The following is a 24,261-nucleotide window of genomic DNA, read 5'->3' on the forward strand; positions in this document are numbered from 1 at the left end:
TGGCGAGTAACACCCTTGAACCACGGAGGTCCACCGTGCGCGAGTACAGCGCCCCGGCAGTGCAGCCGGTTGCCGATGACGAGAACCTCGCCGACATCGTGTGGGCGAACGCCGAGCGGTTCCCCGACGCGATCAGCTTCCGGCGCCAGGTGGACGGCTCGTGGCTGGACGTCACGGCCCGCGAGTTCGCCGCGCAGGTCATCGGCGTCGCGAAGGGCCTGGTCGAGGCCGGGATCGAACGGGGTGACCGGGTCGGCCTGATGTCCAAGACCCGCTACGAGTGGACGCTGATCGACTTCGCCATCTGGGCCGCGGGCGCCGTCACCGTGCCGATCTACGACACCTCCTCGCCCGAGCAGGTCGCCTGGATCCTGTCCGACTCCGGCGCCAAGGGCGTCTTCGTGGAGACGAGCGGGCACCTGGCCGCCGTCGACGAGGTCCGCGACCGGCTGCCCGCCCTGCAGTACACCTGGCAGATCGAGGCGGCCCGCCCCGCGGTGGACGAGCTGACCACGCTGGGCGCCGACGTGGCCGACGACACCGTGCACGAGCGGCGCCGCATCGTGCGGGCCGGCGACCTGGCCACCATCGTCTACACCTCGGGCACCACCGGCCGCCCCAAGGGCGTCGAGCTGACCCACCGCAACCTGCTCGCCGAGATCCGCGCCGACATCAACGCCTTCCCGCAGCTGATGGAGCAGGGCAACTCGCTGCTGTGCTTCCTGCCGCTGGCGCACGTGCTGGCCCGCGCGATCGCCGTCACCGCCGTCACCGCGCGCGTGACGCTGGGCCACACCCCGGACGTCAAGAACCTGGTCGCCGACCTGGGCACCTTCCGGCCTACGTTCGTGGTGGCCGTGCCGCGCGTGTTCGAGAAGGTCTACAACGGCGCGAAGCAGAAGGCGCACTCCGAGGGCAAGGGCAAGATCTTCGACCGGGCCGAGCAGGTCGCCGTGTCCTACAGCGAGGCGCAGGACACCGACGGCGCCGGGCTGGGCCTGAAGGCGCAGCACCTGCTGTTCGACAAACTGGTCTACGGCAAGCTGCGCGCCGCGCTCGGCGGCCGCTGCATCGCCGCGGTCTCCGGCGGCGCGCCGCTGGGCGCCCGGCTCGCGCACTTCTTCCGCGGCATCGGCGTGCCGGTGTTCGAGGGCTACGGCCTGACCGAGACCTCGGCCGCGGCGAACGTGAACACCCAGGACGCGTTCCGCGTCGGTACCGTGGGCCGCCCGGTGGCGGGCACCTCGGTGCGCATCGCCGACGACGGCGAGGTCCTCCTCAAGGGCGACGTCGTGTTCGAGGCGTACTTCAACAACGAGACCGCCACCAAGGAGGCGCTGGAGGACGGCTGGTTCCACACCGGCGACCTCGGCGAGCTCGACTCCGACGGCTTCCTGAAGATCACCGGGCGCAAGAAGGAGATCATCGTGACGGCGGGCGGCAAGAACGTCGCCCCGTCCGGCCTCGAGGACACCATGCGCGCCCACCCGCTGATCTCCCAGGCGATGGTGGTCGGCGACCAGCGCCCGTTCATCGCCGCGCTGGTCACGATCGACGAGGAGTTCTTCCCGGCCTGGAAGGCGCAGAACGGCAAGCCCGCCGACGCCACGGTCGCCGACCTGGCGCAGGACCCGGACCTCATCGCGGCCGTGCAGGGCGCGGTCGACGAGGCGAACAAGCAGGTCTCGCACGCCGAGTCGATCAAGAAGTTCGTCATCCTGGGCAACGACTTCACCGAGGCGGGCGGCGAGATCACGCCGAGCCTGAAGCTCAAGCGCAACGTCGTGACGAAGAACTACGCGACCTTCATCGAAGGCCTGTACGAAAAGTAACGAGACCACTACGCTGTGTCGGTGATTCGTGATTCACGATCACCGGTGCTGGGCCTTCGAGTCCACGGCGGATTTCCGGGCCCGCGCGCGGGAGTTCCTGCGCGACGGGCTCGCCCGCGGCAGGCAGGTCTGGTACGTCGCGCCCGGCGACCCGGCGCTCGACGGGCTGGACGACGCGTTTCGCACCGGCGCGGCGCGGACGGTCTCGCTCGACAAAGCGTGCCCGGAGGGCGCGGTGGTCGATCCGGACGCGCAGGCGCGCAACTACGCATTGGCGACCGAGGCCGCGCTGGCGGCGGGCTACATCGGGCTGCGGGTCGCGGCGGACTGGACGCCGCTCGTGACCACCCCGGGGCAGCTCGACACGCTCGCGCGCTACGAGCACGCGGTGGACCGGTACGCGGCCGCGCGGCCGTTCTCCGCGATGTGCGGGTACGACCGCGGCCGAGTGGGTGACGAGGTGGTGGCGAGGGTGGCGTCCATGCATCCGGCGACGAACGCCGACCCCGGGTTCTGGCTGTTCGGCTCGGCGTCGGCGTCGGCCGCGCTCGCCGGGGAGCTCGACCTGTCGACCGAGGAGCTGCTCGTCGAGGCGCTGCGGCGGGCGGATCCCCGCCGGTGAACGGCAACCTGGTGCTCGACGTCAGCGGTCCGCGGTTCGCCGACCACCGCAGCCTGACGCGGCTGGCGGAGCACGCCGCGAACCGTGGTGGGACACTGGTGTTGCGTGATCCCTCGCCGGCCGTCTCCGGCCTGGTCGAAGTGCTGGGGCTGCCGACGGTGCGGGTGGAGGGGGCCGCGTGACCGCGTTCGTGCACCCCGCGCTGTTCTACGCCTCCGACGACGAATACCTGGACGCCCTCGTGCCCTTCGTCACGGACGGCCTGGCGCGGCGGGAGCCGGTCGCGGTCGCCGTGCCCGGCGACCGGCTGTCCGTGCTGCGGCCCGCGGCCGGCTCGGACGACGTGCTGTGGCTGGACATCACCGAGGCGGGCCGCAACCCGGCCGGATCATTCCGACGGTGCTGCGCCGGTTCGCCGACGCGCACCCGGACCGGCACGTGCGCATCATCGGCGAGCCGATCTGGGCAGGCCGCTCGGCCACCGGGTACCCGGCGTGCGCGCAGCACGAGGCGCTGATCAACCACGCGTTCGACGGCCGGGACGTGACGATCGTGTGCCCCTACGACACGGCGGCGCTGGAGCCGTCCGTGGTCGCCGACGCCCGTGAGACGCACCCGGAGGTGTGGGAGGCGTCGCGGCGGTACGCGAGCGCGGACTACGCGCCGGACGACGTGGTGGCGCGCTACAACCAGCCGGTGCCGGCCGCGGCCCCCGTCGAGTTCGCGGTGACCGGCGACTGGGGGTGTCCGCGAGGCCCGTCACTGGGCGGCGGCGCAGGCGCGGGTGTTCGGCCTGAGCGAGGCCCGGGTGCCCGACCTGGAGCTGATCGTCACCGAGCTGGTGACCAACAGCCTGCGGCACCCGGGCGGCTCGTGCCGGGTCGAGCTGTGGCCCGCGGACGGCCACCTGTGCTGCGCCGTGCACGACGACGGGTTCCTGGCGGACCCGCCGGGCGGGCGCGGGTTGCTGCTGGTGCACCAGCTGGCCGACCTGGTGCGCACGTACACGCAACCGGGCCGGACGACGCGGTACGCTCTGCTGCGCCTGTGATCACAGCGGCGTGAGCGCCGTGATCTTCCACGCCCCGTCCACCTTGCGGGCCACCACCGACACCGCTGCCGACGATGACGCCTGCTGTCCGTTCGCCGTGTTGAGGGTTTGCTGCTCCAGGAACGCCAGTGCCCGCGCGGTGTCGCCGTGGAGGTCCTGCAGCCCGAGCGAGGCCACCGTCGTCGTGCGGATCAGTTTCTGCGACACCGCCTGCTCCTGCGCGGCGGCGAAGGTGTCGCGGTACTGGGTCACCGCGTCGTCCACCAGGACCGACGCGGCCGCCCGCTCGGTGCGCGCCAGGTTGCCGTAGTCGTAGGAGAACACCGCCTTCAGGGCCGCGCTGATCTGGTCCGATGCCTCTGCCGTCGCCGCCGGGTCGGCCAGCGCGGCGTTCGACGTGCGCCACTGCCCGGCCTGCACCGCGGCCCACCCGGCGAACCCGCCGGCCAGCACGATCACCGCCGTGAGCACCGAAACCCACGTCGCCACGCGGGAAGTCACGAAGCCCCCTGCACGGACGTGATCTTCCAGGTCCCGTCCGCCCGCACCACGTCCGCGGTCAGGTGGCTGCGGCCCGGTTTCGGCTCACCACCGCCGGACGCGATCGACACGTCCAGCACCGCGATCACCCGCGCCGCGTCCCCGTTCAGCTCCGTCACGGCGATCTGCCGCAGCGACGCCGTCGCGACGAGCCTCGCCGCGGTGGCCCGGTCCACCTGCCCCTGCCGGTCCCCGCTCAGCGACGAGCCCAGCTGGCCGCTCGTCACCCCGATCCACCGGTCCAGCGCGGCACCGGCCTCTCGGTAGTCGATCGTGTTCAACGCGACCAGCGCGTCACCCGCGGCGGTGATCACCGCGTCCCGGTCCCGGGCGCGGACCAGTCCGTCGTCGTGCGCCGCGCTCCACCAGCTCCACCCGAACCACGCCGCGGCCAGCACCGCCACCGCGGCCAGCGCGCCCAGCACCCGGGTCATCCCGGCAGCCCCAGCAGCTGCCCCAGCGAGCTCGCGGTCCCGCTGACCAGCCCCAGCACCCCGGGCATCTGGGTCGACGTGGACTGGGCGGGCGACGGCGCGGGGCCGGACGGCTTCGCCGGGTTGACCGGTTTGCCCGCGTACGGCGCGTTCTGCGCGCCGCGCACCCCGGTCGCGCTGCCCGGCGGCTCGGCGCAGTAGGCCTGCCGGTTGGCGGGCACTTCGCGGGTGTCGTTCGCCGGGCGCTGCTGCGTCGTCTCGTAGCCCTTGGTGCACGAGTGCGGGTCGAAGAAGTTCAGCACCAGCCCGAGGTGGCCTTCGCCGTTGGACCAGACGGACCGGGTGAACGCCGAGATCACCGGGTAGGCGACCAGCAGCTCCTCGATCGCGTCGGTGCGCACCGAGGTGATCTGCGCGGTGGTGAGCAGGTTCGCGATCAGCACGCCGAGGTCGGTGCCGGACGTCGCGAGGATCGTGTCCAGGTCCCGCGCCAGGCCGGGCGTGGTGTCGATGACCTTCCGCAGGTCCGGGTCCGCGCCCTTGAGCTGCTCGGCGATCGTGCGCAGGCCGGTGGCCATCGAGGTGATCGTGTCGGCCTGCCGCTGTTGGGTGTTCAGGACGACCCGGCCGTCGGCCAGCAGCCGCGTGGTCTGCGGCAGGTTCCCCGTCGCCGCCGTGGTGAACGAGTTCGCCGTGTCGAGCAGCTGCTGCAGGTCGTGGCCGCTGCCCGCGAACGCGTCGTAGGTCTCGTCCACCACGGTCTTCAGCGACTGGGTGTCCACACTGGCGACCAGGCGGTCCAGGTTGGCGAGCACGGTGTCCGGCGAGAGCTGGATCGCCGTGCGGTCGCTGGTGATCACCGATCCGTTCGCCAGGTACGGCCCGTCCTGGTGCTTGGGCCGCAGGTCGACGTACTGCTCCCCGACCGCCGACCGGGTCGCGACCACGGCCTCGGTGTCGGCCGGGATCTGCTCGTCGGAGGTGATGTCCAGGTCGACCGCGACTCCCTCGTCGGTCAGGTGCAGTTTGGACACCCGGCCGACCGCGACGCCCCGGTAGGTCACCTCGGCGCCCTCGAAGATCCCGCCCGACTCGGTCAGGTTCGCCGTGACCAGGTAGCCGCTGGTGCCGAACAGCCGGTCCAGCCCGGCATACCGGCCGCCCGCGTAACCCACCGACGTGAGCGCGATCAGCAGGAACGCGATCAGCTGGATCCGGTGCTTGCGGGTGATCACGGCGTCCCTCCCAGCAGGTTGCCGAGCAGGTCGCTCAGCCCGGGCAGCAGACCGGTCACCGGCTGCGGCTGGGTCTGCGCCTGCGGCGCCGTGGGCTGCGGGATCGGCAGGGGCGGCGCCGCGGCCTGCGTGCTGGTCTCGTTGTCGCTCGGCAACTGGAACGACGGGAACTTCCCGGAGTTGGCGATGTTCTGGAAGATCGCGTCCAGGTTCAGGTCGAGCCGCGCGGTCACGTTCGCGTAGTCGCCCTTCACCACGTCGCCTGCGACGTCGGGCAGCGGGTAGGTCGGCAGGATCTTCAGCGCCTCCGGCAGGTTCGTGCCCGCTTCGGCCAGTTTGGACAGTGTGGGCGCCAGCGCCCGCAGGTCCGCCAGCAGCGACTCCCGGCTCGCGTCGATCGTGTCCACGGCGACACCGGACAACCGGTCGAGCGACTGCAGCATCCCGACCAGCTGGTCCCGCTGCTGGGTCACCACGGCCATCCCGGGCGCGAGGTCTTCCAGCGCCGTCGTCAGGTTCGCGGTCTGCGCGACGAGCGTGCCGGACAGCCGGTTGAGCCCGTCGATGGCCCGGATGATCTCCGACTTCTGCCCGTCCAGTTCGGTCGCGATCCGGTCCACCCGCGCCAGCAGGGCGCGGATCTCCGCCTCGTTGCCGGTGAGCGCGTGGTTCAGCTCGCGGGTGATGTCGGCCAGCTGGTTCACTCCGCCGCCGTTGAGCAGCAGCGACAGCGCGCCCAGCACCTCCTCGACCTCGGGGTTGCGGTTGGTGCGCGCCAGCGGGATCACCGAGCCCTCGCGCAGCGGCGCGGCCGCCGGTTCCCCGGCGGGCTCGGCGAGCTGCACGAACTTCTCCCCGAGCAGGCTCGACTGGCGCAGCTGGGCGAACGAGTTCTCCGGCATCTTCAGGTCGCCGTTGAGGCTCATGTGCACGATCGCGGACCTGCTGTCCGGCGCCAGCTCGACGCTGTCGACCCGGCCGATCGGCACGTCGTTGACCTTCACCGAAGCCTGCGGCACCAGGTCGAGCACGTCGGCGAACTGCGCGGTGATGCGGTACGGGTGGTCACCGAGGTCCGCCCCGCCCGGCAGCGGCGTGTTGTAGAGCCCGGAGAACCCGGCCGTGCCGCAGCCCGCCAGGAGCAGCAGGACCCCGCACAGCACCCCGGTCAGCCGCCTCATGATCCGGCCTCCGGGATGTCGACCAGCGGCAGCAACGGCAGCGGCGGGAGCTTGCCGCTGTTGATGTCGGCGAGCAGCTGCGGTATCGACGGGACCTTCGCGATGCCCTCGACCACCGGGGCGATCGCCTCGCACACGTCGCTGACCGTCGTCGGCAGGCCGACCGGCGTGGACGCCTTGATCAGCCGGCACAGCGTGGTGATCAGCGGGTTGGTGAACTCGTTGGCGTTGTAGCGGATCGCGATGCTGCCGGACGCCGCGTCGTAGGAGTTGATGAAGTTCGTCATGCCGGTCGGGCTGACGTCGAGCACCTCGGCGAGCGCGGCCCGCTGGTCGACGAGCACCTGCGTGATGCTCGCCAGCCGGTCCACATTGGACGTGAGCAGGTCCTTGTTCTCCGCGACGAAGCTCTGCACGTCGCCCAGCGATGAGCCGAGCGCGGCCAGCGCGGCGCTGACGTCGTCGGAGTCCTCGGCGAGGAAGCCCGTCACGTTCCCGAGCCGCTGGTAGAACTCGTTGAGCTGCGCGTCGCTGTCCGCGAGCGCGGTGGTGAACGACTGCAGGTTCCGCACGGTGCCGAACAGGTCTTCCTTCGAGTTGTCCAGCGTGCGCGACAGGTTGGCCAGCTCGGTGACGGTGCTGTTGAGGTTCAGCCCGTTGCCGTCGAGGTTGGCCGCGGCGGTGTTCAGCAGGTCGGACAGCGCGCCGTTCGCGTTGGCGCCGTTGGGCCCGAGGCTGATCGACAGCTTGTCGAGCGTGCCGTAGAGGTCGTCCAGTTCCATCGGCGTCGCGGTGCGGTCCTGCGGGATGAGCGCGCCGGAGGCCATCACCGGTCCGCTGTCGTAGGCCGGCGTGAGCTGCACGTACCGGTCGCTGACCAGGCTCGGGGCGACCACGACGGCGCCGGCGTCGGCCGGGATCCGCACGTCGTCGTCGATCCGCATGTCCACGCGCACCACGGCGCCCTCCGGGGTGACCCCGGTGATCTCGCCGACCGGCACGCCGAGGACGCGCACCGACGAGCCGGCGTAGAGGCCGACGGTCCGGTCGAACAACGCGGAGATCCGGGTGCCGACGCTGTCCCGCAACACCAGGTACAAGCCGGCCGTCACCAGCAGCGCGAGCACGCACCCGGTCGCGATCCAGCGGTACACGCCGCGCGCGGCACGGCTGTCGAGCGTCATCCGCCCCCCAATCCCTGGTCCGGCGCGGAGATCGGCGGCGTGCAGCCCTCGGGGTTGATGGACAGCCCGCCCGCCTTGATCACCGGCGGCAGCAGCCCGCAGATGTAGCCCTCGAACCAGCGGCCGTTGCCGGTCGCGTTCGCGCCGACGCGGGTGAACGGCGCGAGCAGCTCGAGGCTGCGGTTCAGGTTGTCCTGGTTGTTCTGCAGGATGGTGGTGACCTCGCCGAGCCGTTCCAGAGTCGGCCGCAGCTGCGCGCGGTTGTCGGCGACCAGCCCGGACAGCTGGGCCGCGAGCTGCTGGGTGCCGGTGAGCAGCGCCTTGATCGCGTCCCGGCGCCGTTGCAGCTCGCCGAGCAGCAGGTTGCCGTCGTTGATGATCGCGGTGAGCTGGGCGTTGCGGTCGGCGAGCGTCCGCGACACCTGGCTGGAGTTCGCCAGCAGGTTCGCCAGCTCCTGGTCACGGGAGGACACCGTGCGCGACAACGCCGACAGGCCGGACAGCGTGTCCCGCAACGGTTGCGGCGTGTCCTTGAGCGCGTCGGCGACCGCGTCGAAGCTCTGCGCGAGCTGGTTCGTGTCGATCTGCCCGACCGTCGTGCTCAGCTGCTGGAAGGCGTCCTGCAGCTGGAACGGAGTGGTGGTGCGCTCGACCGGGATCGGCTCGTCCGGGTCCTGCGCGCCGCCCCCCTTGGGCTTCAGCGCGAGGTACTTCTCCCCCAGCAGCGTCTTGATCTCGATGGACGCCGTCGACTCGTCGCCGACGCGGGTGTTCTCCACCTTGAACTTGACCAGCACCTTCCTGCCTGCCAGCGACACGTCGGTGACCTGGCCGACCTTCACGCCGGCCACCTGCACCTCGTTGTCCGCCGCGAGGCCCGCGGACTCGGCGAAGTAGGCCTGGTAGGTGGTCCCGGTGCCGAGCAGCGGCAGCTCGTCGGAGAAGTAGGACACCAGCGTCACCAGCACGACGAGCACGAGCGTCACCGCGCCGACGGCGGCCTGGTTGCGGTCCTTGAGCGCCTTCATGACGCCTGGCACCTCTCCGGGACCTCGGTCGCGGGCAGCGGGAGCATCGGCAGCGTGATGTTCAGCGACGTCACGCCGATGGTCCCGGTCAGACCGCAGAGGTAGTAGTTGTACCAGCCGCCGTAGCTCAGGGTCCGGGTGAACTTCTCCAGGTTGCCGGGCAGCTTCTTCAACAGTTCGTCGATCAGCTGCCCGGAGTCGGCGAGCGTGCCGGACAGCGTCCCGAGCGCGGCGATGTCCTGCTGGACCGGCGGGCGCACGTCGGCGAGCAGCCCGGCCGTGGCGTCGGTCAGCTCGCCCAGCGCGGACACCGCGTCGCCGATCGGGCCACGCTGCGCGGCCAGCCCGGACACCAGCTGCTGGGTCGCCTCGATCAGGTTCGACAGCTGCGGGCCACGGTCGTTCACCGTGGTCAACACGGTGTTGAGGTTGCCGATCACCTGGCCGATCACCTCGTCGCGGTCGGCGATGGTCTGGGTGAGCGACGCGGTGTGCGACAGCAGGCTCTCGATCGTGCCGCCCTCACCCTGGAACACCTGGATGATCTCGTAGGAGAGCTGGTTGACCTGCTGCGGGTCCAGGGCCGCGAACAGCGGCTTGAACCCGTTGAACAGCACGGTGAGGTTCAGCGCGGGCTGCGTGCGTTCCGGCGGGATCATGCCGCCGGCCGCCAGCTGGTCGTCCCCGGGCACGTTGGTGCCCAGCGACAGGTACCGCTGCCCGACGAGGTTGCGGTACTTGACGGCCGCGGTGACCGAGCCGGGCAGGCGGTAGGCCGACTGGACGGTGAAGTGCACGTCGGCGTAGCTGGTGTCGCCGTCCTCCTCGACGGTGATCTCGTCCACCTGACCGACCTTCACGCCGACGATCCGCACGTCGTCGCCCTCGTGCAGGCCGGAGGCGTCGGTGAAGCGCGCGGTGTAGGTGGAGGTGACGCCGAAGTTGGTGTTGGCGATGGTCGAGCCGAGGATCCCGGTCAGCAGCACCGTGACGACGGCGAAGATCAGGATCTTGACCAGCGACGGGACGAACCGGTTCATCGCACCTCCACCTCCACCCCGCGGTAGAGCGGGCCGGCGAGCAGGGTTCCCCACCCCGGCACGTCCTGCGGCGCGGCCGGCGACAGCAGCGCGGCGACCAGGTCCTGCTCGGCGGGCGAGTTCGCGACCGATCCGGTGGTGGACGCCCCGCCGTCGATGATCCCGTTGCTGGGCAGCGGAACGCTCGCGCCCGGCCCCGCGGGCGGGTGGGTCGAGCCGTCCTGGATCGGCCCGCCCGGCGGGTACTGCGGCCAGCGACCGGGCGGCAGCACCATCGGGTAGCAACGCGGCCCGCGCTTGTCGAGGTACTCCGGTTCGTCCTTGCCCGGCTCGTACTTGGTGCGGTCGGCGACGAACCGGATCGTCACGTGGTTCATCTTGTCGGTGCCCGCGCCGAAGGCCTCGTACGCGCGCGGCACGGCCTCGGCCAGCTGCTGCAGCAGGCACGGGTACTCCGGCGCGTACTTCGCAAGAACCTCCAAAGTGGACTGCGAGGTGACCGTGAGGTTGATCAGGTTGGCCTGGTTGACGCGAAGGAAGCTGTCCAGGTCGTCGCTCGCGTTCGTCACCGACGCCCAGACCTGGGTCAGCGCCTGCTGCTTGTCCACCAGGGTCTTCGTGGTGGTGGTCAGGTCGGCCAGCGCCTGCAGGAAGTCCGGCGCGGCCCGGTCGTAGGTGTCCGCGACGTTCGCCACCCCGGTGATGTCGGCCTTGATGTCCGGCAGCGACGTGTTGAGCCCGGCCAGGTACTCGGACAGGTTCACCAGCGTGGCGCCGAGCTGCTCGCCGCGGCCGTCGAGCGCGGTGGAGACCGCGCTGAGCGTGCTGGCGAGCTTCTGCGGCTGGACTGCTTGCAGCAGCGGCATGACGTTGTTCAGCACCTGCTCCAGCGCGATCGCCGAGCTACTGCGGTCCTGCGGGATGACGTCGCCCGCCGCGATGTGCCGGTCCGACGGATCGGGCGGGATCTGCAGGGCCACGTAGCGTTCGCCGAACAGGGTCTTGGGCAGCAGCCGTGCGGAGACGTTGTCCGGGATCAGGCCCAGCTGGTCCGGGTCCAGCGCGAGTTCCAGCGCGGCGTGGTCGCCCATCGCCTGGATCGAGCGCACCTCGCCGACGACGACACCGCGGATCTTGACGTCTGAGCCCTTGCGCAGCTGGTTGCCGACGTGGTCGGTTTCCAGCCGCACCATCGCGACCGGGGTGAACTCCTTGTTGTAGGCGGCGACCGTGGTGACGAAGAACAGCCCGCACACGACGAGGAACACCAGGCCGAGCACCTGGTGCCAGAGCCGCCGCAGCAGCACCGCCCGTCTCATCCGGCGATCCTCACCGTCGTGGTCGCGCCCCAGACCGCGAGGCTGAGGAAGAAGTCCAGCACCGAGATCAGCACGATCGACGTCCGCACCGCGCGCCCCACCGCGACGCCGACGCCGGCGGGCCCGCCGCTGGCGGTGTAGCCGTAGTAGCAGTGCGACAGGATCACCAGCACGCTGAACACGATCACCTTGCCGAACGACCACAGCACGTCCTCGGGCGGCAGGAACAGCCCGAAGTAGTGGTCGTAGGTGCCCGCGGACTGGCCGTAGAGCCACACCGTGACCTGGCGCGAGGCCAGGTAGGACGACAGCAGCCCGACCGCGTACAACGGGATCACCGCGCCCAGCCCGGCCAGCACGCGCGTGGTGACCAGGTACGGCAGGCTGGGCACCGCCATGACCTCGAGCGCGTCGATCTCCTCCGAGATGCGCATCGCGCCGAGCTGGGCGGTGAACCCGCAGCCGACGGTCGCCGACAACGCGAGACCGGCGGCCAGCGGCGCGACCTCGCGGGTGTTGAAGTAGGCGGAGATGAACCCGGTGAGCGCGGCGGTGCCGAGCTGGTTCAGCGCGGCGTAACCCTGCAGGCCGACGATGAGACCGGTGAACAGGGTCATGCCGATCATCACGCCGAGCGTCCCGCCGATCACCGCGAGACCGCCGGTGCCGAAGCAGACCTCGGTCAGCAGCCGCAGCGTTTCCCTGCTGTAGCGGCGAAGCGTGCGTGGCGCCCAGGCGAGCGCGCGGACGTAGAAGGAGAGCTGGCTGCCCAGTCCCTCCAGCACGGCGCCGGGGCGCGCGATCATCTCGAGTGTCCGGTCGGACACCCCGGGCCGTCTCTCCAGCGTTTCGGCGGTCATCACAGCGCTTTCGGCGGAATGATCCGCAGGTAGATGGCGGTCAGCACGACGTTGATGAGGAACAGCAGCAGGAACGTGATGACCACGGCCTGGTTCACCGCGTCGCCGACGCCCTTCGGCCCGCCCGCCGGGTTGAGCCCGCGGTAGGCGGCCACCACCCCGGCGACGAACCCGTACAGCACGGCCTTGATCTCGCTGACGTAGAGGTCCGGCAGCTGCGCCAGCGCGTTGAAGCTGGCCAGGTACGCGCCGGGGGTGCCGCCCTGCATGACGACGTTGAAGAAGTAACCGCCGAGCACGCCGACCACGCTGACCAGGCCGTTGAGCAGCACGGACACGACCATCGCGGCGAGCACGCGCGGCACGATGAGGCGCTGGATCGGGTTGACCCCGAGCACCTCCATCGCGTCGATCTCTTCGCGGATCTTGCGCGCGCCGATATCAGCACAGACGGCGCTTCCTCCGGCGCCCGCGACGAGCAGGGCGGTGATCAGCGGGGCGGCCTGCTGCACGATGGCCAGTGCGCTGGCCGCGCCGGTGAACGACTGCGCGCCGATCTGCTGCGTCAGCGAGCCGAGCTGCAGCGCGATCACCGCGCCGAACGGGACGGCGACGAGCGCGGTGGGCAGGATCGTGACGCTCGCGAAGAACCAGCACTGCAGGATCCACTCGCGGAACTGGAAGGGCCTGCGCGGGATCGCCCGCAGCACTTCCCAGGCCAGTGTGGACAGGCGGCCGACCTGGGTGAGCGCGGCGGTGCCCGGTATCGTGAGCGTTCCCGTGCGTGACCCCATCACACCTCCGCGACCCCAGCCTCGTTGCTCTGAGTCTTACTCCCTTGCGGGAAACCGCTTTGCGTTAGCGGTGTTTACTTCGTATTCCCGTGGTCTTGATCACCCCTGCAGATTGAGAGCATGGGTAGCCGTGGCCCCGCCGTCGGCGACGAATTCCCCGCCCGTGCAGTAGGAACTCTCGTCACTGGCCAGGAACACCGCGAGCTGCGCGATCTCCTCGGGCTTGCCGACGCGTCCCAGCGCGACCTTCTTGCCGACCCAGGCCATGTCGATCTCCGCTCCGCCCGCGGCGTCGGCGACCATCTTCGTGTCGATCATGCCGGGATGGACCGAATTGACCCGGATCCCCTTGCGCCCCAGCTCCAGCGCGGCCACCTTCGTCATCCCCCGGATCGCGAACTTGCTCGCGGTGTAGGCGACGAGGAACGGCATGCCGGCCAGACCCTCCACAGAGGACACGTTGATGATCGAGCCGCCACCGGCCCGCGTCATCGGTTCAACGACCGAGCGCATGCCGAGAAACGCCCCGATCTGGTTGATTCCGATGACGCGTTCGTAATCGGCCAGTGACGTGTGCGCCAGCTCCGAGAAGTGCAGGATTCCCGCGTTGTTCACCAGCACGGTGAGGCCGCCGAACTCGTCCTCGGCGCGCTGCACCGCGGCGGCCCAGTCGTCCTCGCGCGAGACGTCGAGGTACTGGTAGACCGCGCCGATCTCGTCGGCGAGGGCCTTGCCGTCGTCGTCGGCGACGTCGGCGACCATCACCTTCGCGCCCTCCTGCGTGAACCGCCGGGCCGCGGCCGCGCCCTGTCCCCTGGCCGCGCCGGTGATCAGCGCGGTCTTCCCGTCGAGGCGTCCCATCACATCATCTGGTCGGTCAGCGGCAGGTACACCGACTTGAGCTCGGTGTATGCCTCGATCGAGGACTTACCACCCTCGCGCCCCAGCCCGGACTGCTTGAACCCGCCGAAGGGCAGGTGCGGCTCGATCTGGAAACCGTTGATGCCGATCGTGCCCGCGCGCAGCTTGCGCGACACGCGGAACGCGCGCTGGACGTCGGCGGTGAACAGGCCCGCGCCGAGGCCGTACTCGGTGTCGTTGGCCAGGCGCACGGCCTCGTCCTCGTCGGTGAACGGGACGACCGCGAGCACCGGGCCGAAGATCTCCTCCTGCGCGATCGTCGCGTGGTTGTCCACGTCGGCGAAGATGGTCGGGCCGACGAAGTTGCCGTTCGCCAGGTCGCCGCCGAGCCGCTCGCCGCCGGTGACCAGCCGGGCGCCCTCGGCCTTGCCCTTCTCGATGTAGCCGAGCACCCGTTCCAGTTGCTTCTCGTTGATCAGCGGGCTCGCCATGACCCTCGGGTCGAACGGGTCGCCGTAGGTCACCGCCTGCGCCATGCCCTGCGCGGCGCCGAGGAACTCGTCGTAGACGTCCCGGTGCACCAGGGCACGGGTGTTGGCGACGCAGGCCTGGCCGGACAGGCCCATCGTGACCGCGCCGACGACCGTGGCCGCGGCCAGCGCGACGTTGGGCGCGTCGGCGAACACCAGCGCCGGGCTCTTGCCGCCGAGTTCGAGCGAGACCCGCTTGAGCGTGCCCGCGGACGCCTCGACGATGTGTTTGCCCACCGCGCGGCTGCCGGTGAAGCTGACCTTGTCGACCCCGGGGTGCGTGATCAGCGTTTCGCCGACCGGGTCGCCGGGGCCGGTGACGACGTTGAGCGTGCCGGCCGGCAGCCCGGCCTCGACGAGCAGCTCGACCATGCGTAGCACGGTGAACGTGCAGTACTCCGACGGTTTGAGCACGATGGTGCACCCAGCCGCGAGCGCCGGGGCGACCTTTTGCGCGAACAGCAGGAACGGCGCGTTCCACGGCAAGATCGCCGCGACCACGCCGATCGGCTCGCGGAAGGTCATCGCCAGGTGGTCGCCGCCCTGGTACGGCGTCAGGGTCTCGCCGCCGAGCTTGTCGACCCAGCCCGCGTGGTGGTCGAACACGTCCGCCGCGGCGCCGGCTGAGGTCGCGTAGATCGTGCTGCTGAACGACAGCGGCACCGAGTTGTCCAGCGCCTGCAACGACCGCAGCTCCTCGGCGTGCTCCCGCAGCAGGTCCGCGTACCGGTGCAGAACCGCGACACGCGTGCTCGCGCGGGAGTTCGACCACGTGCCCGACTCGAAGGCCACGCGCGCCGAGGCGACCGCGGCGTCGACGTCGGCCTCCGTGGCGATGGCGAACTCGCCGATCTCCTCGCCGGTGGCCGGGTGTCGGTGGGTCCACGAGTCGCCGCCGGTGCCGGGGCCCCACTGGCCGTCGAGGTAGAGCTGACCGGTCTTGAGGCCGACGGATTCGCGGTGCGGCTGCACGGTAAGTGTCATGGGAGCTCCAGGATCTCGGTGGCGGCGAACATGGTGTCGGGATCTCGGTCGTCGAAGTGGGCGCCCACGGTGGCCGCCAGCTCGTCGGCCGTCCACAGCGGACCCGCGGTGTCGAACCGCTGCTCGACGGCGGGCGGTTTCAGCAACGCGACCATGCCGCCGTGCACCACGAAAACCTGGCCGTTGATGCGCTCCGCCCGCTCCGAGGCGAGGAACGCGACGAAAGGGGCGACGTGGTCCACCGACAAGGGATCGACACCGCCGTCCGGCGCGTCGCCGAAGACCGCGGCGGTCATGACGGTGCGCGCCCGCGGGCAGATGGCGTTGGCCCGCACGCCGTACCGCGCGGCGCCCCGGGCGGTGGCGACGGTGAGGCCCACGATGCCGGCCTTGGCGGCCGCGTAGTTGGGCTGACCGGCGGATCCGACGAGGAACGCCTCGGACGCGGTGTTGACGATCCGCGCGAACACCGGCCCGCCGGTGGCCTTCGACTGGGCGCGCCAGTGCGCGGTCGCGTTGCGGGACAACAGGAAGTGCCCGCGCAGGTGCACCCGGATCACGGTGTCCCACTCCTCGTCGGACATCGAGAACAGCATCCGGTCGCGCAGCACCCCGGCGTTGTTGACGACGACGTGCAGCCCGCCGAAGTGGTCGAGCGCGGCTTCGACGAGGGCGTCGGCGGTGGCGCGCTCGCCCACGTCCCCGGTGACGAGCAGCGCCCGGCCGCCCTCGGCCTCGATCTCCTCGACGACGGTTTTCGCGGCCTCCGTGACGTCGTTGAGGACGACCGGGGCGCCCGAACGGGCCAGCGCCAGCGCCTCCGCCCGGCCCAGTCCCGCCCCGGCGCCGGTCACGATGGCCACCCGCGGTTCCCGCATACCTTCCACGACGGCCAGACTAGAATCTGTTCTCGTCCCGGACAAGCCCCAGTTTCGCCCGTTTACTCGACGATGAACAGCGCATTCTTCGGACAAGCCGCAATCGCTTGCGAAACACGTTCTACTTCTGATTCGGGCACCGACGGGTGAGCGATGCGCAACTCCTCGTCGTCATTCAGCTCGAAGACGGCGGGCGCGAACCCGATGCACACCTCGTTCGCCTCGCACAGCGACCGGTCGACCGCGACCTCCATGGCTTTCCTCCTCGGCGGCGGAGCTGATAGAAATAGAACGTGTTCTAGACTAGCGCCACGGACCGGTCTGCTTCCAGCAACGACCGGGCGGGCCGGAGGTGACGCATGCGGATCAGCTACACGCCCGAGCAGGACCGGCTGCGCGACGAACTGCGCGACTACTTCGCCAGGCTGATGACTCCGGAACGGCGCGAGGCGCTGGCCGGGGACGGCGGCGAGTACGGGGATGGCAAGGCCTACAAGGAGATCGTGCGCGAGCTGGGCCGGGACGGGTGGCTCGCGATCGGGTGGCCCGAGGAGTGGGGCGGGCAGGCCAGGCCCATGCTGGACCAGCTCGTGTTCACCGACGAGGCGGCCGTGGCCGGGGTGCCGGTGCCGTTCCTGACGGTCAACACGATCGGGCCCACGATCATGCGGTTCGGCACGCCGGAGCAGAAGGCGTTCTACCTGCCGCGCATCGCCGGCGGCCAGCTGCACTTCTCGATCGGCTATTCGGAGCCGGAGGCGGGCACCGACCTCGCGTCCCTGCGCACCCGCGCGGTCCGGGACGGCGACTCCTACGTCGTCAACGGCCAGAAGATGTGGACGAGCCTGATCGAGTACGCCGACTACGTGTGGCTGGCCGCGCGCACCGATCCGGACGCGAAACGGCACAAGGGGCTGAGCATCCTGGTCATGCCGACCGACGCCCCCGGCTTCTCCTGGACGAAGGTGCGCACCGTCGCCGGACCGGGCACGAGCGCGACCTACTACGACGACGTGCGCGTGCCGGTGTCCGCCCGGATCGCCGACGAGAACGCCGGCTGGCCGCTCATCACCAACCAGCTCAACCACGAGCGCGTGGCGCTGACCTCGGCCGCGCCGATCATCTCCGCGCTGGACGAGGTGCGCAGGTGGGCGCGGGAGACCAAGCAGCCGGACGGCAGCCGGGTCATCGACGCCGAGTGGGTCCGGATGCACCTGGCCCGCGTGCACGCCCACGCCGAGTACCTCAAGCTGCGCAACTGGCGGATCGCGTGGGCGGCGGGCTCGGACGAGCTGGGTGCGGCGGCGGCCTCGGCGACGAAGGTGTTCGGCACCGAGCTGGCGATCGAGGCGTACCGGCTGCTCATGGAGGTCGTCGGGCCGGGCGCGGTGGTGCGCGCCGGCTCCCCCGGCGCCGTGCTGCGCGGACAGCTCGAACGCGCGCACCGCTCGGCGCTGATCCTGACCTTCGGCGGCGGCACGAACGAGATCCAGCGCGACCTGATCGCGGCGACCGCCCTGTCCCTGCCCGTGACCCGCTGAGGAGGAACCCGTGGACTTCGCGTTGAGTGCGGACGTGACCGAACTGGCCGCGCTCGCCGGCCGCATCCTGTCCGAGCGCGCTTCGGCGAGCCCGCACGGCGAGGGCGGGTTCGACCGCACGGTGTGGCAGGAGCTGGCGCGGGCCGGGGTGATCGACGCGGCGCTGCCCACCGCGGTCGGGGGCGGCGGCCTCGGGCTGCTCGGGCAGTGCGCGGTGCTGACCGAGATCGGCCGGACCGTCGCCGAGGTGCCGTACCTGCCGACCGTGGTGGCCGCGTCCGCGATCGCCGAGTCCGGGGACAGGCAGCTGATCGAGGAGTGGGTCGTGCCGGCGGTGCGCGGTCAGGCGGTGCTGGCACTCGCGCTGCCGGACGCGGGCGCGCCGTGCGGCTTCACGGCGGAACCGGACGGCGGGGGCTGGCGGGTGTCCGGGGCGCAGACGGCGGTGCCGTTCGCCGCGTTCGCCGACGCGCTGGTCGTGCCCGCGCACACGCCCGAGGGGACGGCGGTGTTCGTGGTCGCCGCGGACGGGGTGCGGCGGCAGAGCGTGGTCGACCACGCCGACGCCGGGCTGGTCGAGCTGAACGGGGTCCCGGCTTCGCGGCTGCCGGAGGTGTCCCTGCTCGACCACGCGACGGTCGGGTTGTGTGCGCAGCAGCTCGGCGTGCTGGAGAGCGCCTTACACCGCACGGCCGAGTACGCACGGCAGCGGGAGCAGTTCGGGCACGTGATCGGCGCGTTCCAGGCGGTGCGGCAGCGGCTCGCGGACGCCTACATCGACGTCGAAGCCGTGCGGCTGACGCTGTGGCAAGCCGCGTGGCGCCTGTCGGAGGGGCTGCCCGCGGCGTCGGAGGTCGCGACGGCGAAGTACTGGGCGGCCGAGGCCGGGCACCGGGTCGCGCACACCGCGGTCCACATCCACGGCGGGGTCGGGATCGACACCGACCACGAGCTGCACCGGTACTTCGTGGCGGCCAAGCGGCTGGAGTTCGCCCTCGGCGGGGCGACGGCGCAGCTGCGGGTGCTGGGCGAGCTGCTCGCGACGTCATGACGGTCACCGAAATGCTGCTGGCGCGCGCCGCGGACGACGGCCCCGGCCTGCGGTTCGAGGACTCGGCGTGGACGTGGCGGGAGCACGTGCAGCAGTGCGCCGACCACGCGGCGGTGCTGCGTTCGTTGCTGACCGGGCCGGTGAAGCACGTGGGTGTGCTGGCGGACAATGTGCCGTCGTTCTCGTTCCTGCTCGGCGGGTGCGCGTTCGCGGGGTCGGTGCTGGTCGGCCTGAACCCGACGCGCCGGGGCGCGGCGCTGGAGCGGGACATCCGGCTCTCCGACTGCCGGCTGGTGCTCACCGAGGGACGGCACGCGGCGCTGCTGGACGGCGTGGACGTGCCGGTGCTGGACCTGGACGGGCCGGAGTGGGCCGCGTTGCTGGATTCGTGCGCGGGCTCCCCGCTTTCCCCGGTGCCCGCAACGCCCGCGGACCTGCTGATGCTCATCTTCACCTCCGGCACCAGCGGCGACCCGAAGGCGGTGCGGTGCACGCACGAGAAGATCGCCCTCCCCGGGCAGATGCTGGCCTCCCGGTTCGGACTGTCCGGTTCGGACTGCGTGTACCTGTCGATGCCGATGTTCCACTCCAACGCGATCATGGCCGGATGGTCGGTCGGGCTCGCCGCGGGCGCGGCGCTGGCGATGCGGCGGCGGTTCTCGGCATCCGGTTTCCTGCACGACGTGCTGCGGTTCGGCGCCACGTACGCCAACTACGTGGGCAAGCCGCTGTCGTACGTGCTGGCAACGACCGAGTCGCCGGACGACGCCGACAACCCGCTGCGGATCGTGTACGGCAACGAGGGCGCGGAGGCGGACCTGGCCGAGTTCGGCCGCCGGTTCGGCTGCCACGTGGTGGACGCGTTCGGCTCGACCGAGGGCGGGATGGGGTTCGCCCGGACACCGGACACGCCGCCGGGGTCGCTGGGCCCGTTGCCGGAGGGGGTCGCGGTGCTGGACCCGGAAACCGGCTCGGTCTGCCCGCCGGGCGTGGTCGGGGAGCTGGTGAACACCGCCGGTGCGGGGGCGTTCGCGGGCTACTACAAGAACCCGGAGGCGGACGCCGAGCGGCTCCGCGACGGTCGGTACCACACCGGGGACCTGGCCTACGTGGACGAGAACGGGTTCTGCTTCTTCGCCGGGCGGCTCGGGGACTGGCTGCGGGTCGACGGCGAGAACCTCGGCACCGCGCCCATCGAGCGGGTCCTGCTGCGGCACCCGGCGATCGCGGAGGCGGCGGTGTACGCGGTGCCGGATCCGGCGGTCGGCGACCAGGTGCTGGCCGCGCTGGTGTTGTCGAGGCCGCTGTCGCCCGAGGAGTTCGGGGAGTTCCTGGCCGCGCAACCGGACCTCGGGCCGAAGCAGCTGCCACGGTTCGTGCGCCTTGTCAACGAACTCCCGCGGACATCCACGTACAAGATCGTGAAACGGCGGCTGGCGGCGGAGGGGACGCGGTGCTCCGATCCGGTGTGGTCGCGTCGTGGCAAGGAAAGCGTCTACTCGCCGACACCCGCGGTGCCTACGGTGGGCTGATGCGCAGGTTCAGGCGGCGTTCTGCTGGAACCCCGGCGACAACGACACGACCGCTGCTGGTCGAGCCGTACTGACGGAGTACCCCGGGAGCCGATCCGTGGTCGCGGTGCGGCCGTAGAGTGGCCGGCATGGGCAAGGTCTACGCGCTGAACCTGTTCGACGTCGCCGACCGCGCGGAGTACCTGGCGTACTCGCGCCGGTCGGCCGCGGAGGTATCCGCCCACGGCGGACGCGTGGTCGCGCTGGGCAAGTTCCGCGAGGCGGCGACCGGTGAGATCACCCCGCGCCAGGTGATGATCCTGGTCGAGTGGGAGTCACCGGAGGCGTTCGAGAGCTACCGGGACGACCCCGCACTGGCCGACCTCCACCCCCACCGGGAGAACGGCACCTCCTCCTACGTCTGGCACTTGTTCGACCGCCTGGACGACCTCCGCCCGATCCTGAAGGCCGCGGAGTAACCGTTCCCGCACCCACCTGCCCGTGCCCTCCGGCCAGCGCGCTCGGCCCGGCGGCGCGCCGCCGCCGCAGCCCGGGGCGCCCCAGCGGCGGTGCCCATGCACGGCAGCGCCGCACCGCAGCACGCCACGGCTCACCACAGCCCAGGCGGCGCCCGCCCCAGCACACCCTCCCCGGCCGCCCCACAATTCAGCGCACCCTCGGCCCGCGCCTCACCGCCACGCACCGGCGGCCGGCCACCACCGCGTCAGCGGCCCACGACCCCCATCTCCCAACCCGCCCCTACCGGCTCCGGCCCAGCACCGCCGCGTGCCTGCCACCGCAGATCAGAACGTCGCGTTGATCGGACGCAGCCGCCGGGGCCCGGTGTCCGGCCGGGCCGGCGGCGGACCGAGCACGATGCGCGCGTTGGCCACGAATGCGCCCTCCGGCGAGGCCATCACCGGGTCCAGCGTCAGCGCCCGCACCTCCGGGTGGTCCTCGGCCAGCGCCGCGACCCGCAGCACCAGGTCCTGCAACGCCGCCAGGTCCGCGGGCTCGTCGCCGCGGTAGCCGGTCAGCAGCGGGGCGCTCTTCGGCTCGCGGATGAGCGTCGCGGCGTCCACGTCGGTCAGCGGCACCGCCCGGTACGCCCGGTCCCCCAGCAGCGTGCTCACCAGCCCGGACAACCCGAACGACACCAGGCTGCCGAACGACGGGTCGTCCTGCAGCCCGATCAGGCACGAGATGCCCTTCGGCGCCATCTTCTGCACGTAGACGTCCCGCTCGCCGGACACCTCGCTCAGGTCCTCGTACCCGCGCCGCACCGCGTCCGGCGATGCCAGGTCCAGCCGCACGCCCGCGAGGTCCGGCCGTCCGCGCAAGCGTTCGTCGACGGCCTTCACGGTGACCGGGTAGCCGAGTTCCTCCGCGGCCTGGATCGCGGCCCCGGCGCTCGACACCACCCGGAACGGCACCACGTCGATGCCGTAGCACCCGAGCAGCCGCACGATGTCGGCGTCCTCGAGCACCACGTTCTTGTCGCCGCCCGCCAGGATCTCCCGCACGACCTGCTGGGCCTGCTCGACGTGCAGCCCGTCGGGGCGGATGAGCGTGCCCTGCGGCCGCTGCCGCCACGCCGCGTACCGCACGACCTTCGCCAGCGCGTTCACCGCGCGTTCCGGGCTGGGATAGGACGGGATCGACCCCCGCCCGGGGGCGCCGTCCGGGCCGGGCACGGCCAGTTCGTCCGGCACGCCCTCGGCGGCGAGGAACGTCGACACGATCGGTTTTCCCTGGTCCAGCGCCTGCGCCGCCTCGCGCAGCGCCCGCGCGTACGTGCTGCCCGGGATCGACAGGGGGGGCACGAACACCGCGACCAGCGCGTCGGTTTCCGGGTTGTTCAGCGCCTCCCGCACCGCCGCGGCGAAGTCCTCCGGACCGGCCTGCGGCCCGACGTCCACCGGATCGAACGCGAGCCGCAGCCCCTGCGCGCGAGCCGTGTCGGCGGCGAGCAGGCCGATCGCGCTGGAGTTGCCGACGATCCCGATCCGCGGCCCCGCGGGCAACGGCTGGTGGGCGAACACGAGCGCGGTGTCGAACAGCTGGGCCAGCGTCTCCACCCGCACCACACCGGCCTGCTCGAACAGTGCCTGCACGCTCGACTCGTCGACCTCGGCGGAGGTCGCGGCCAGCTGCGGGCGGACGGCGTGCCGCCCCGACTTGACCGCGACGATCGGCTTGCTGCGCCCGAGCCGCCGGGCGAGGCGGGCAAACTTGCGCGGGTTGCCGAACGATTCGAGGTAGAGCAGGACGAGGTCAGTGCTGGTGTCGGTCTCCCAGTACTGCAGGAGGTCGTTGCCGGAGACGTCGGCGCGGTTGCCCGCGGACACGAACGTCGACAGCCCGAGGCCGCGCGCTTCGGCGTCGGCGAGGATCGCGGTGCCGAGGGCGCCGGACTGGCAGAAGAAGCCGGCGCGGCCCCGTTTGGGCAGGCGCGGGGCGAGGGTGGCGTTGAGCCGGACCGCCGGATCGGTGTTGAGCACGCCCAGCGCGTTCGGGCCGACCACGCGCATGCCGTGCGCGCGTGCCTCGCCGACGAGGCGCAGCTCGGCGTGCAGGCCGTGCGGGCCCGCCTCGCCGAAACCGGCGGTGACGATCAGCAAGGTCTTGACACCCTTGGCGAGCGCACCGTCCAACACGGACTCGACCTGGTCCGCGGGCACCGCCACGACCGCGAGGTCCACCGGGTCCGGGATGTCCACAACGGACGGATAAGCGCGCACGCCGCGCACCGAGCGGTGCTCCGGGTTCACCGGGTAGACGGTGCCCGCGAAGTCCGCGGCGAGCAGGTTGGACAGGACCGAGTAGCCGACCTTCGTGGGGTCGGCCGAGGCGCCGATGACCGCGACCGACCGCGGGTGGAGGAGGTTGTAGACGCTGCGCGCCTCGGCGGCCTGTTCCCGCGCGCGGGCGACGGCGAGGGATTCCTCGGTGGGGTCGATGTCGAACTCCAGGTGCAGCACGCCCTCCTCGATGGCGCGGCTGACCTGGTAACCGGCGTCGCGGAAGACGCGCACCATGGCGGCGTTCTCGGCGAGGACCTCGGCGACGAACCGGCGCAGGCCGCTCTCGGACGCGGCGGCGGCCAGGTGTTCCAGCAGGATCGACCCGACGCCGCGCCCCTGGTGCGCGTCGTCCACGACGAACGCCACCTCGGCCGACGGCCCGTCGCCGAGCCGCTCGTACCGCCCCACGGCGATGATGTCGTCCCCGAGCAGGGCGACGAACGCCACGCGATCGTGGTGGTCGACGACGGAGAACCGTTCGAGGTCCCGCTGCGGGATGCGCGGGTAGGCGCCGAAGTAGCGGAGGTACCGGGTGCGCTCGGAAAGCTTGCCGTGGAAAGCGACGAGGGCGTCGGCGTCACTCGGCACGATGGGTCGCAAGTGGACGGTTCCGCCGTCGCTGAGCAGGACGTCGGCCTCCCAATGACGGGGGTAGTCATAGGGATCACGGGGCCCGTGGTTCTCCCGGTTCGCGCCCTCACCCGCGCCGGCCGCCCGCCCCGGGCCGGCGCTACTGGACGCACTGTGGCTGCTGACCGGCACCCGGCCGGCGGTGCTGCGCTCGCCCGCACTGCTGCGTTCGCCCGCGCCGCTGGGCTCACCAGCACCACTGCGCTCGTCGGCAACGCCGCGCCCTCCAGCGCCGCTCGGCTCAGCGGCACCGCCGCGCCCGCCAGCATTGCTGCGCTCGCCCGCGCCGCTCAGCTCACCACCACCGCGCGTGTCAGCACTGCTGCGCATGCCAGCGCCGCCGCTGGGCTC

At 71.5% G+C, this 24,261-nt stretch carries 22 protein-coding genes and 1 pseudogene; 8 read left to right on the forward strand and 15 right to left on the reverse strand.

Annotated features, from left to right (window positions below):
- The first annotated feature begins 35 nt into the window (after positions 1 to 35).
- From AMETH_RS24795 to AMETH_RS42755, 4 genes and pseudogenes are all read left to right on the forward strand, one after another.
- Positions 36 to 1,832, forward strand: coding sequence for an AMP-dependent synthetase/ligase (locus AMETH_RS24795; RefSeq protein ID WP_026153338.1), 1,797 nt, complete (start codon positions 36 to 38; stop codon positions 1,830 to 1,832).
- Between the two features lie 28 nt (positions 1,833 to 1,860).
- The gene (locus AMETH_RS24800) at positions 1,861 to 2,454 is read left to right on the forward strand and encodes an MEDS domain-containing protein (RefSeq protein ID WP_017983875.1); all 594 of its coding nucleotides are present in this window, start codon (positions 1,861 to 1,863) and stop codon (positions 2,452 to 2,454) included.
- Entirely contained in the window at positions 2,451 to 2,636 is a 186-nt protein-coding gene (locus AMETH_RS40785) for an STAS domain-containing protein (RefSeq protein ID WP_017983876.1), read from the forward strand. Before AMETH_RS24800 ends, AMETH_RS40785 begins: the two co-directional genes overlap by 4 nt.
- Positions 2,633 to 3,505 (forward strand): annotated as a pseudogene (locus AMETH_RS42755) (anti-sigma factor RsbA family regulatory protein). Before AMETH_RS40785 ends, AMETH_RS42755 begins: the two are co-directional and overlap by 4 nt.
- Here the strand turns inward: AMETH_RS42755 and AMETH_RS24810 are convergent.
- The 14 genes from AMETH_RS24810 to AMETH_RS24875 form a co-directional block, all read right to left on the reverse strand.
- Complete coding sequence (locus AMETH_RS24810) at positions 3,506 to 4,006, reverse strand: nuclear transport factor 2 family protein (RefSeq protein ID WP_017983877.1); 501 nt, start codon at positions 4,004 to 4,006, stop codon at positions 3,506 to 3,508.
- The gene (locus AMETH_RS24815) at positions 4,003 to 4,479 is read right to left on the reverse strand and encodes a hypothetical protein (RefSeq protein ID WP_017983878.1); all 477 of its coding nucleotides are present in this window, start codon (positions 4,477 to 4,479) and stop codon (positions 4,003 to 4,005) included. The genes AMETH_RS24810 and AMETH_RS24815 overlap by 4 nt, the downstream gene beginning before the upstream one ends.
- Positions 4,476 to 5,714 carry an MCE family protein gene (locus AMETH_RS24820; protein WP_017983879.1) on the reverse strand — a complete coding sequence of 413 codons (1,239 nt, stop codon included), beginning with the start codon at positions 5,712 to 5,714 and terminating at the stop codon, positions 4,476 to 4,478. Before AMETH_RS24820 ends, AMETH_RS24815 begins: the two co-directional genes overlap by 4 nt.
- Complete coding sequence (locus AMETH_RS24825; RefSeq protein WP_017983880.1) at positions 5,711 to 6,895, reverse strand: MCE family protein; 1,185 nt, start codon at positions 6,893 to 6,895, stop codon at positions 5,711 to 5,713. The genes AMETH_RS24820 and AMETH_RS24825 overlap by 4 nt, the downstream gene beginning before the upstream one ends.
- Positions 6,892 to 8,079: an MCE family protein gene (locus tag AMETH_RS24830; RefSeq protein ID WP_017983881.1), complete on the reverse strand. Its 1,188-nt coding sequence runs from the start codon at positions 8,077 to 8,079 to the stop codon at positions 6,892 to 6,894. The genes AMETH_RS24825 and AMETH_RS24830 overlap by 4 nt, the downstream gene beginning before the upstream one ends.
- Positions 8,076 to 9,107 (reverse strand): MCE family protein, encoded by a 1,032-nt coding sequence (locus AMETH_RS24835; protein WP_017983882.1) that lies wholly within the window; start codon positions 9,105 to 9,107, stop codon positions 8,076 to 8,078. Before AMETH_RS24835 ends, AMETH_RS24830 begins: the two co-directional genes overlap by 4 nt.
- Positions 9,104 to 10,147 (reverse strand): MCE family protein, encoded by a 1,044-nt coding sequence (locus AMETH_RS24840; protein WP_017983883.1) that lies wholly within the window; start codon positions 10,145 to 10,147, stop codon positions 9,104 to 9,106. The genes AMETH_RS24835 and AMETH_RS24840 overlap by 4 nt, the downstream gene beginning before the upstream one ends.
- Positions 10,144 to 11,466: an MCE family protein gene (locus tag AMETH_RS24845; protein ID WP_026153341.1), complete on the reverse strand. Its 1,323-nt coding sequence runs from the start codon at positions 11,464 to 11,466 to the stop codon at positions 10,144 to 10,146. Before AMETH_RS24845 ends, AMETH_RS24840 begins: the two co-directional genes overlap by 4 nt.
- Positions 11,463 to 12,326 (reverse strand): MlaE family ABC transporter permease, encoded by an 864-nt coding sequence (locus AMETH_RS24850; RefSeq protein ID WP_017983885.1) that lies wholly within the window; start codon positions 12,324 to 12,326, stop codon positions 11,463 to 11,465. Before AMETH_RS24850 ends, AMETH_RS24845 begins: the two co-directional genes overlap by 4 nt.
- Positions 12,326 to 13,120, reverse strand: coding sequence for an MlaE family ABC transporter permease (locus AMETH_RS24855; RefSeq protein ID WP_017983886.1), 795 nt, complete (start codon positions 13,118 to 13,120; stop codon positions 12,326 to 12,328). The genes AMETH_RS24850 and AMETH_RS24855 overlap by 1 nt, the downstream gene beginning before the upstream one ends.
- 99 nt (positions 13,121 to 13,219) lie before the next feature.
- Positions 13,220 to 13,981: a glucose 1-dehydrogenase gene (locus AMETH_RS24860; RefSeq protein WP_017983887.1), complete on the reverse strand. Its 762-nt coding sequence runs from the start codon at positions 13,979 to 13,981 to the stop codon at positions 13,220 to 13,222.
- Positions 13,981 to 15,495, reverse strand: coding sequence for an aldehyde dehydrogenase family protein (locus AMETH_RS24865; protein WP_026153342.1), 1,515 nt, complete (start codon positions 15,493 to 15,495; stop codon positions 13,981 to 13,983). Before AMETH_RS24865 ends, AMETH_RS24860 begins: the two co-directional genes overlap by 1 nt.
- Positions 15,492 to 16,373: a 3-oxoacyl-ACP reductase gene (locus AMETH_RS24870; RefSeq protein ID WP_017983889.1), complete on the reverse strand. Its 882-nt coding sequence runs from the start codon at positions 16,371 to 16,373 to the stop codon at positions 15,492 to 15,494. The genes AMETH_RS24865 and AMETH_RS24870 overlap by 4 nt, the downstream gene beginning before the upstream one ends.
- A gap of 62 nt (positions 16,374 to 16,435) precedes the next feature.
- The gene (locus AMETH_RS24875) at positions 16,436 to 16,627 is read right to left on the reverse strand and encodes a ferredoxin (RefSeq protein ID WP_017983890.1); all 192 of its coding nucleotides are present in this window, start codon (positions 16,625 to 16,627) and stop codon (positions 16,436 to 16,438) included.
- A 105-nt stretch (positions 16,628 to 16,732) separates the two neighbouring features.
- On the opposite strand from AMETH_RS24875, the gene AMETH_RS24880 reads away from it, so the two are divergent.
- The 4 genes from AMETH_RS24880 to AMETH_RS24895 all read left to right on the forward strand — a co-directional run bounded on the left by AMETH_RS24880 (position 16,733) and on the right by AMETH_RS24895 (position 20,955).
- Complete coding sequence (locus AMETH_RS24880; RefSeq protein ID WP_017983891.1) at positions 16,733 to 17,914, forward strand: acyl-CoA dehydrogenase family protein; 1,182 nt, start codon at positions 16,733 to 16,735, stop codon at positions 17,912 to 17,914.
- Between the two features lie 10 nt (positions 17,915 to 17,924).
- A complete protein-coding gene (locus tag AMETH_RS24885) occupies positions 17,925 to 18,965 on the forward strand; it encodes an acyl-CoA dehydrogenase family protein (protein ID WP_017983892.1) in 1,041 nt (346 codons plus the stop codon).
- Entirely contained in the window at positions 18,962 to 20,497 is a 1,536-nt protein-coding gene (locus AMETH_RS24890) for a long-chain-fatty-acid--CoA ligase (protein ID WP_017983893.1), read from the forward strand. Before AMETH_RS24885 ends, AMETH_RS24890 begins: the two co-directional genes overlap by 4 nt.
- 128 nt (positions 20,498 to 20,625) lie before the next feature.
- The gene (locus AMETH_RS24895) at positions 20,626 to 20,955 is read left to right on the forward strand and encodes a DUF1330 domain-containing protein (protein WP_017983894.1); all 330 of its coding nucleotides are present in this window, start codon (positions 20,626 to 20,628) and stop codon (positions 20,953 to 20,955) included.
- A 324-nt stretch (positions 20,956 to 21,279) separates the two neighbouring features.
- On the opposite strand, the gene AMETH_RS24900 is transcribed toward AMETH_RS24895, so the two are convergent.
- Entirely contained in the window at positions 21,280 to 24,240 is a 2,961-nt protein-coding gene (locus AMETH_RS24900) for a bifunctional acetate--CoA ligase family protein/GNAT family N-acetyltransferase (RefSeq protein ID WP_223842929.1), read from the reverse strand.
- Positions 24,241 to 24,261: the final 21 nt, after the last annotated feature.

This window comes from Amycolatopsis methanolica 239 (genome assembly GCF_000739085.1).
Lineage (GTDB): Bacteria > Actinomycetota > Actinomycetes > Mycobacteriales > Pseudonocardiaceae > Amycolatopsis_E > Amycolatopsis_E methanolica.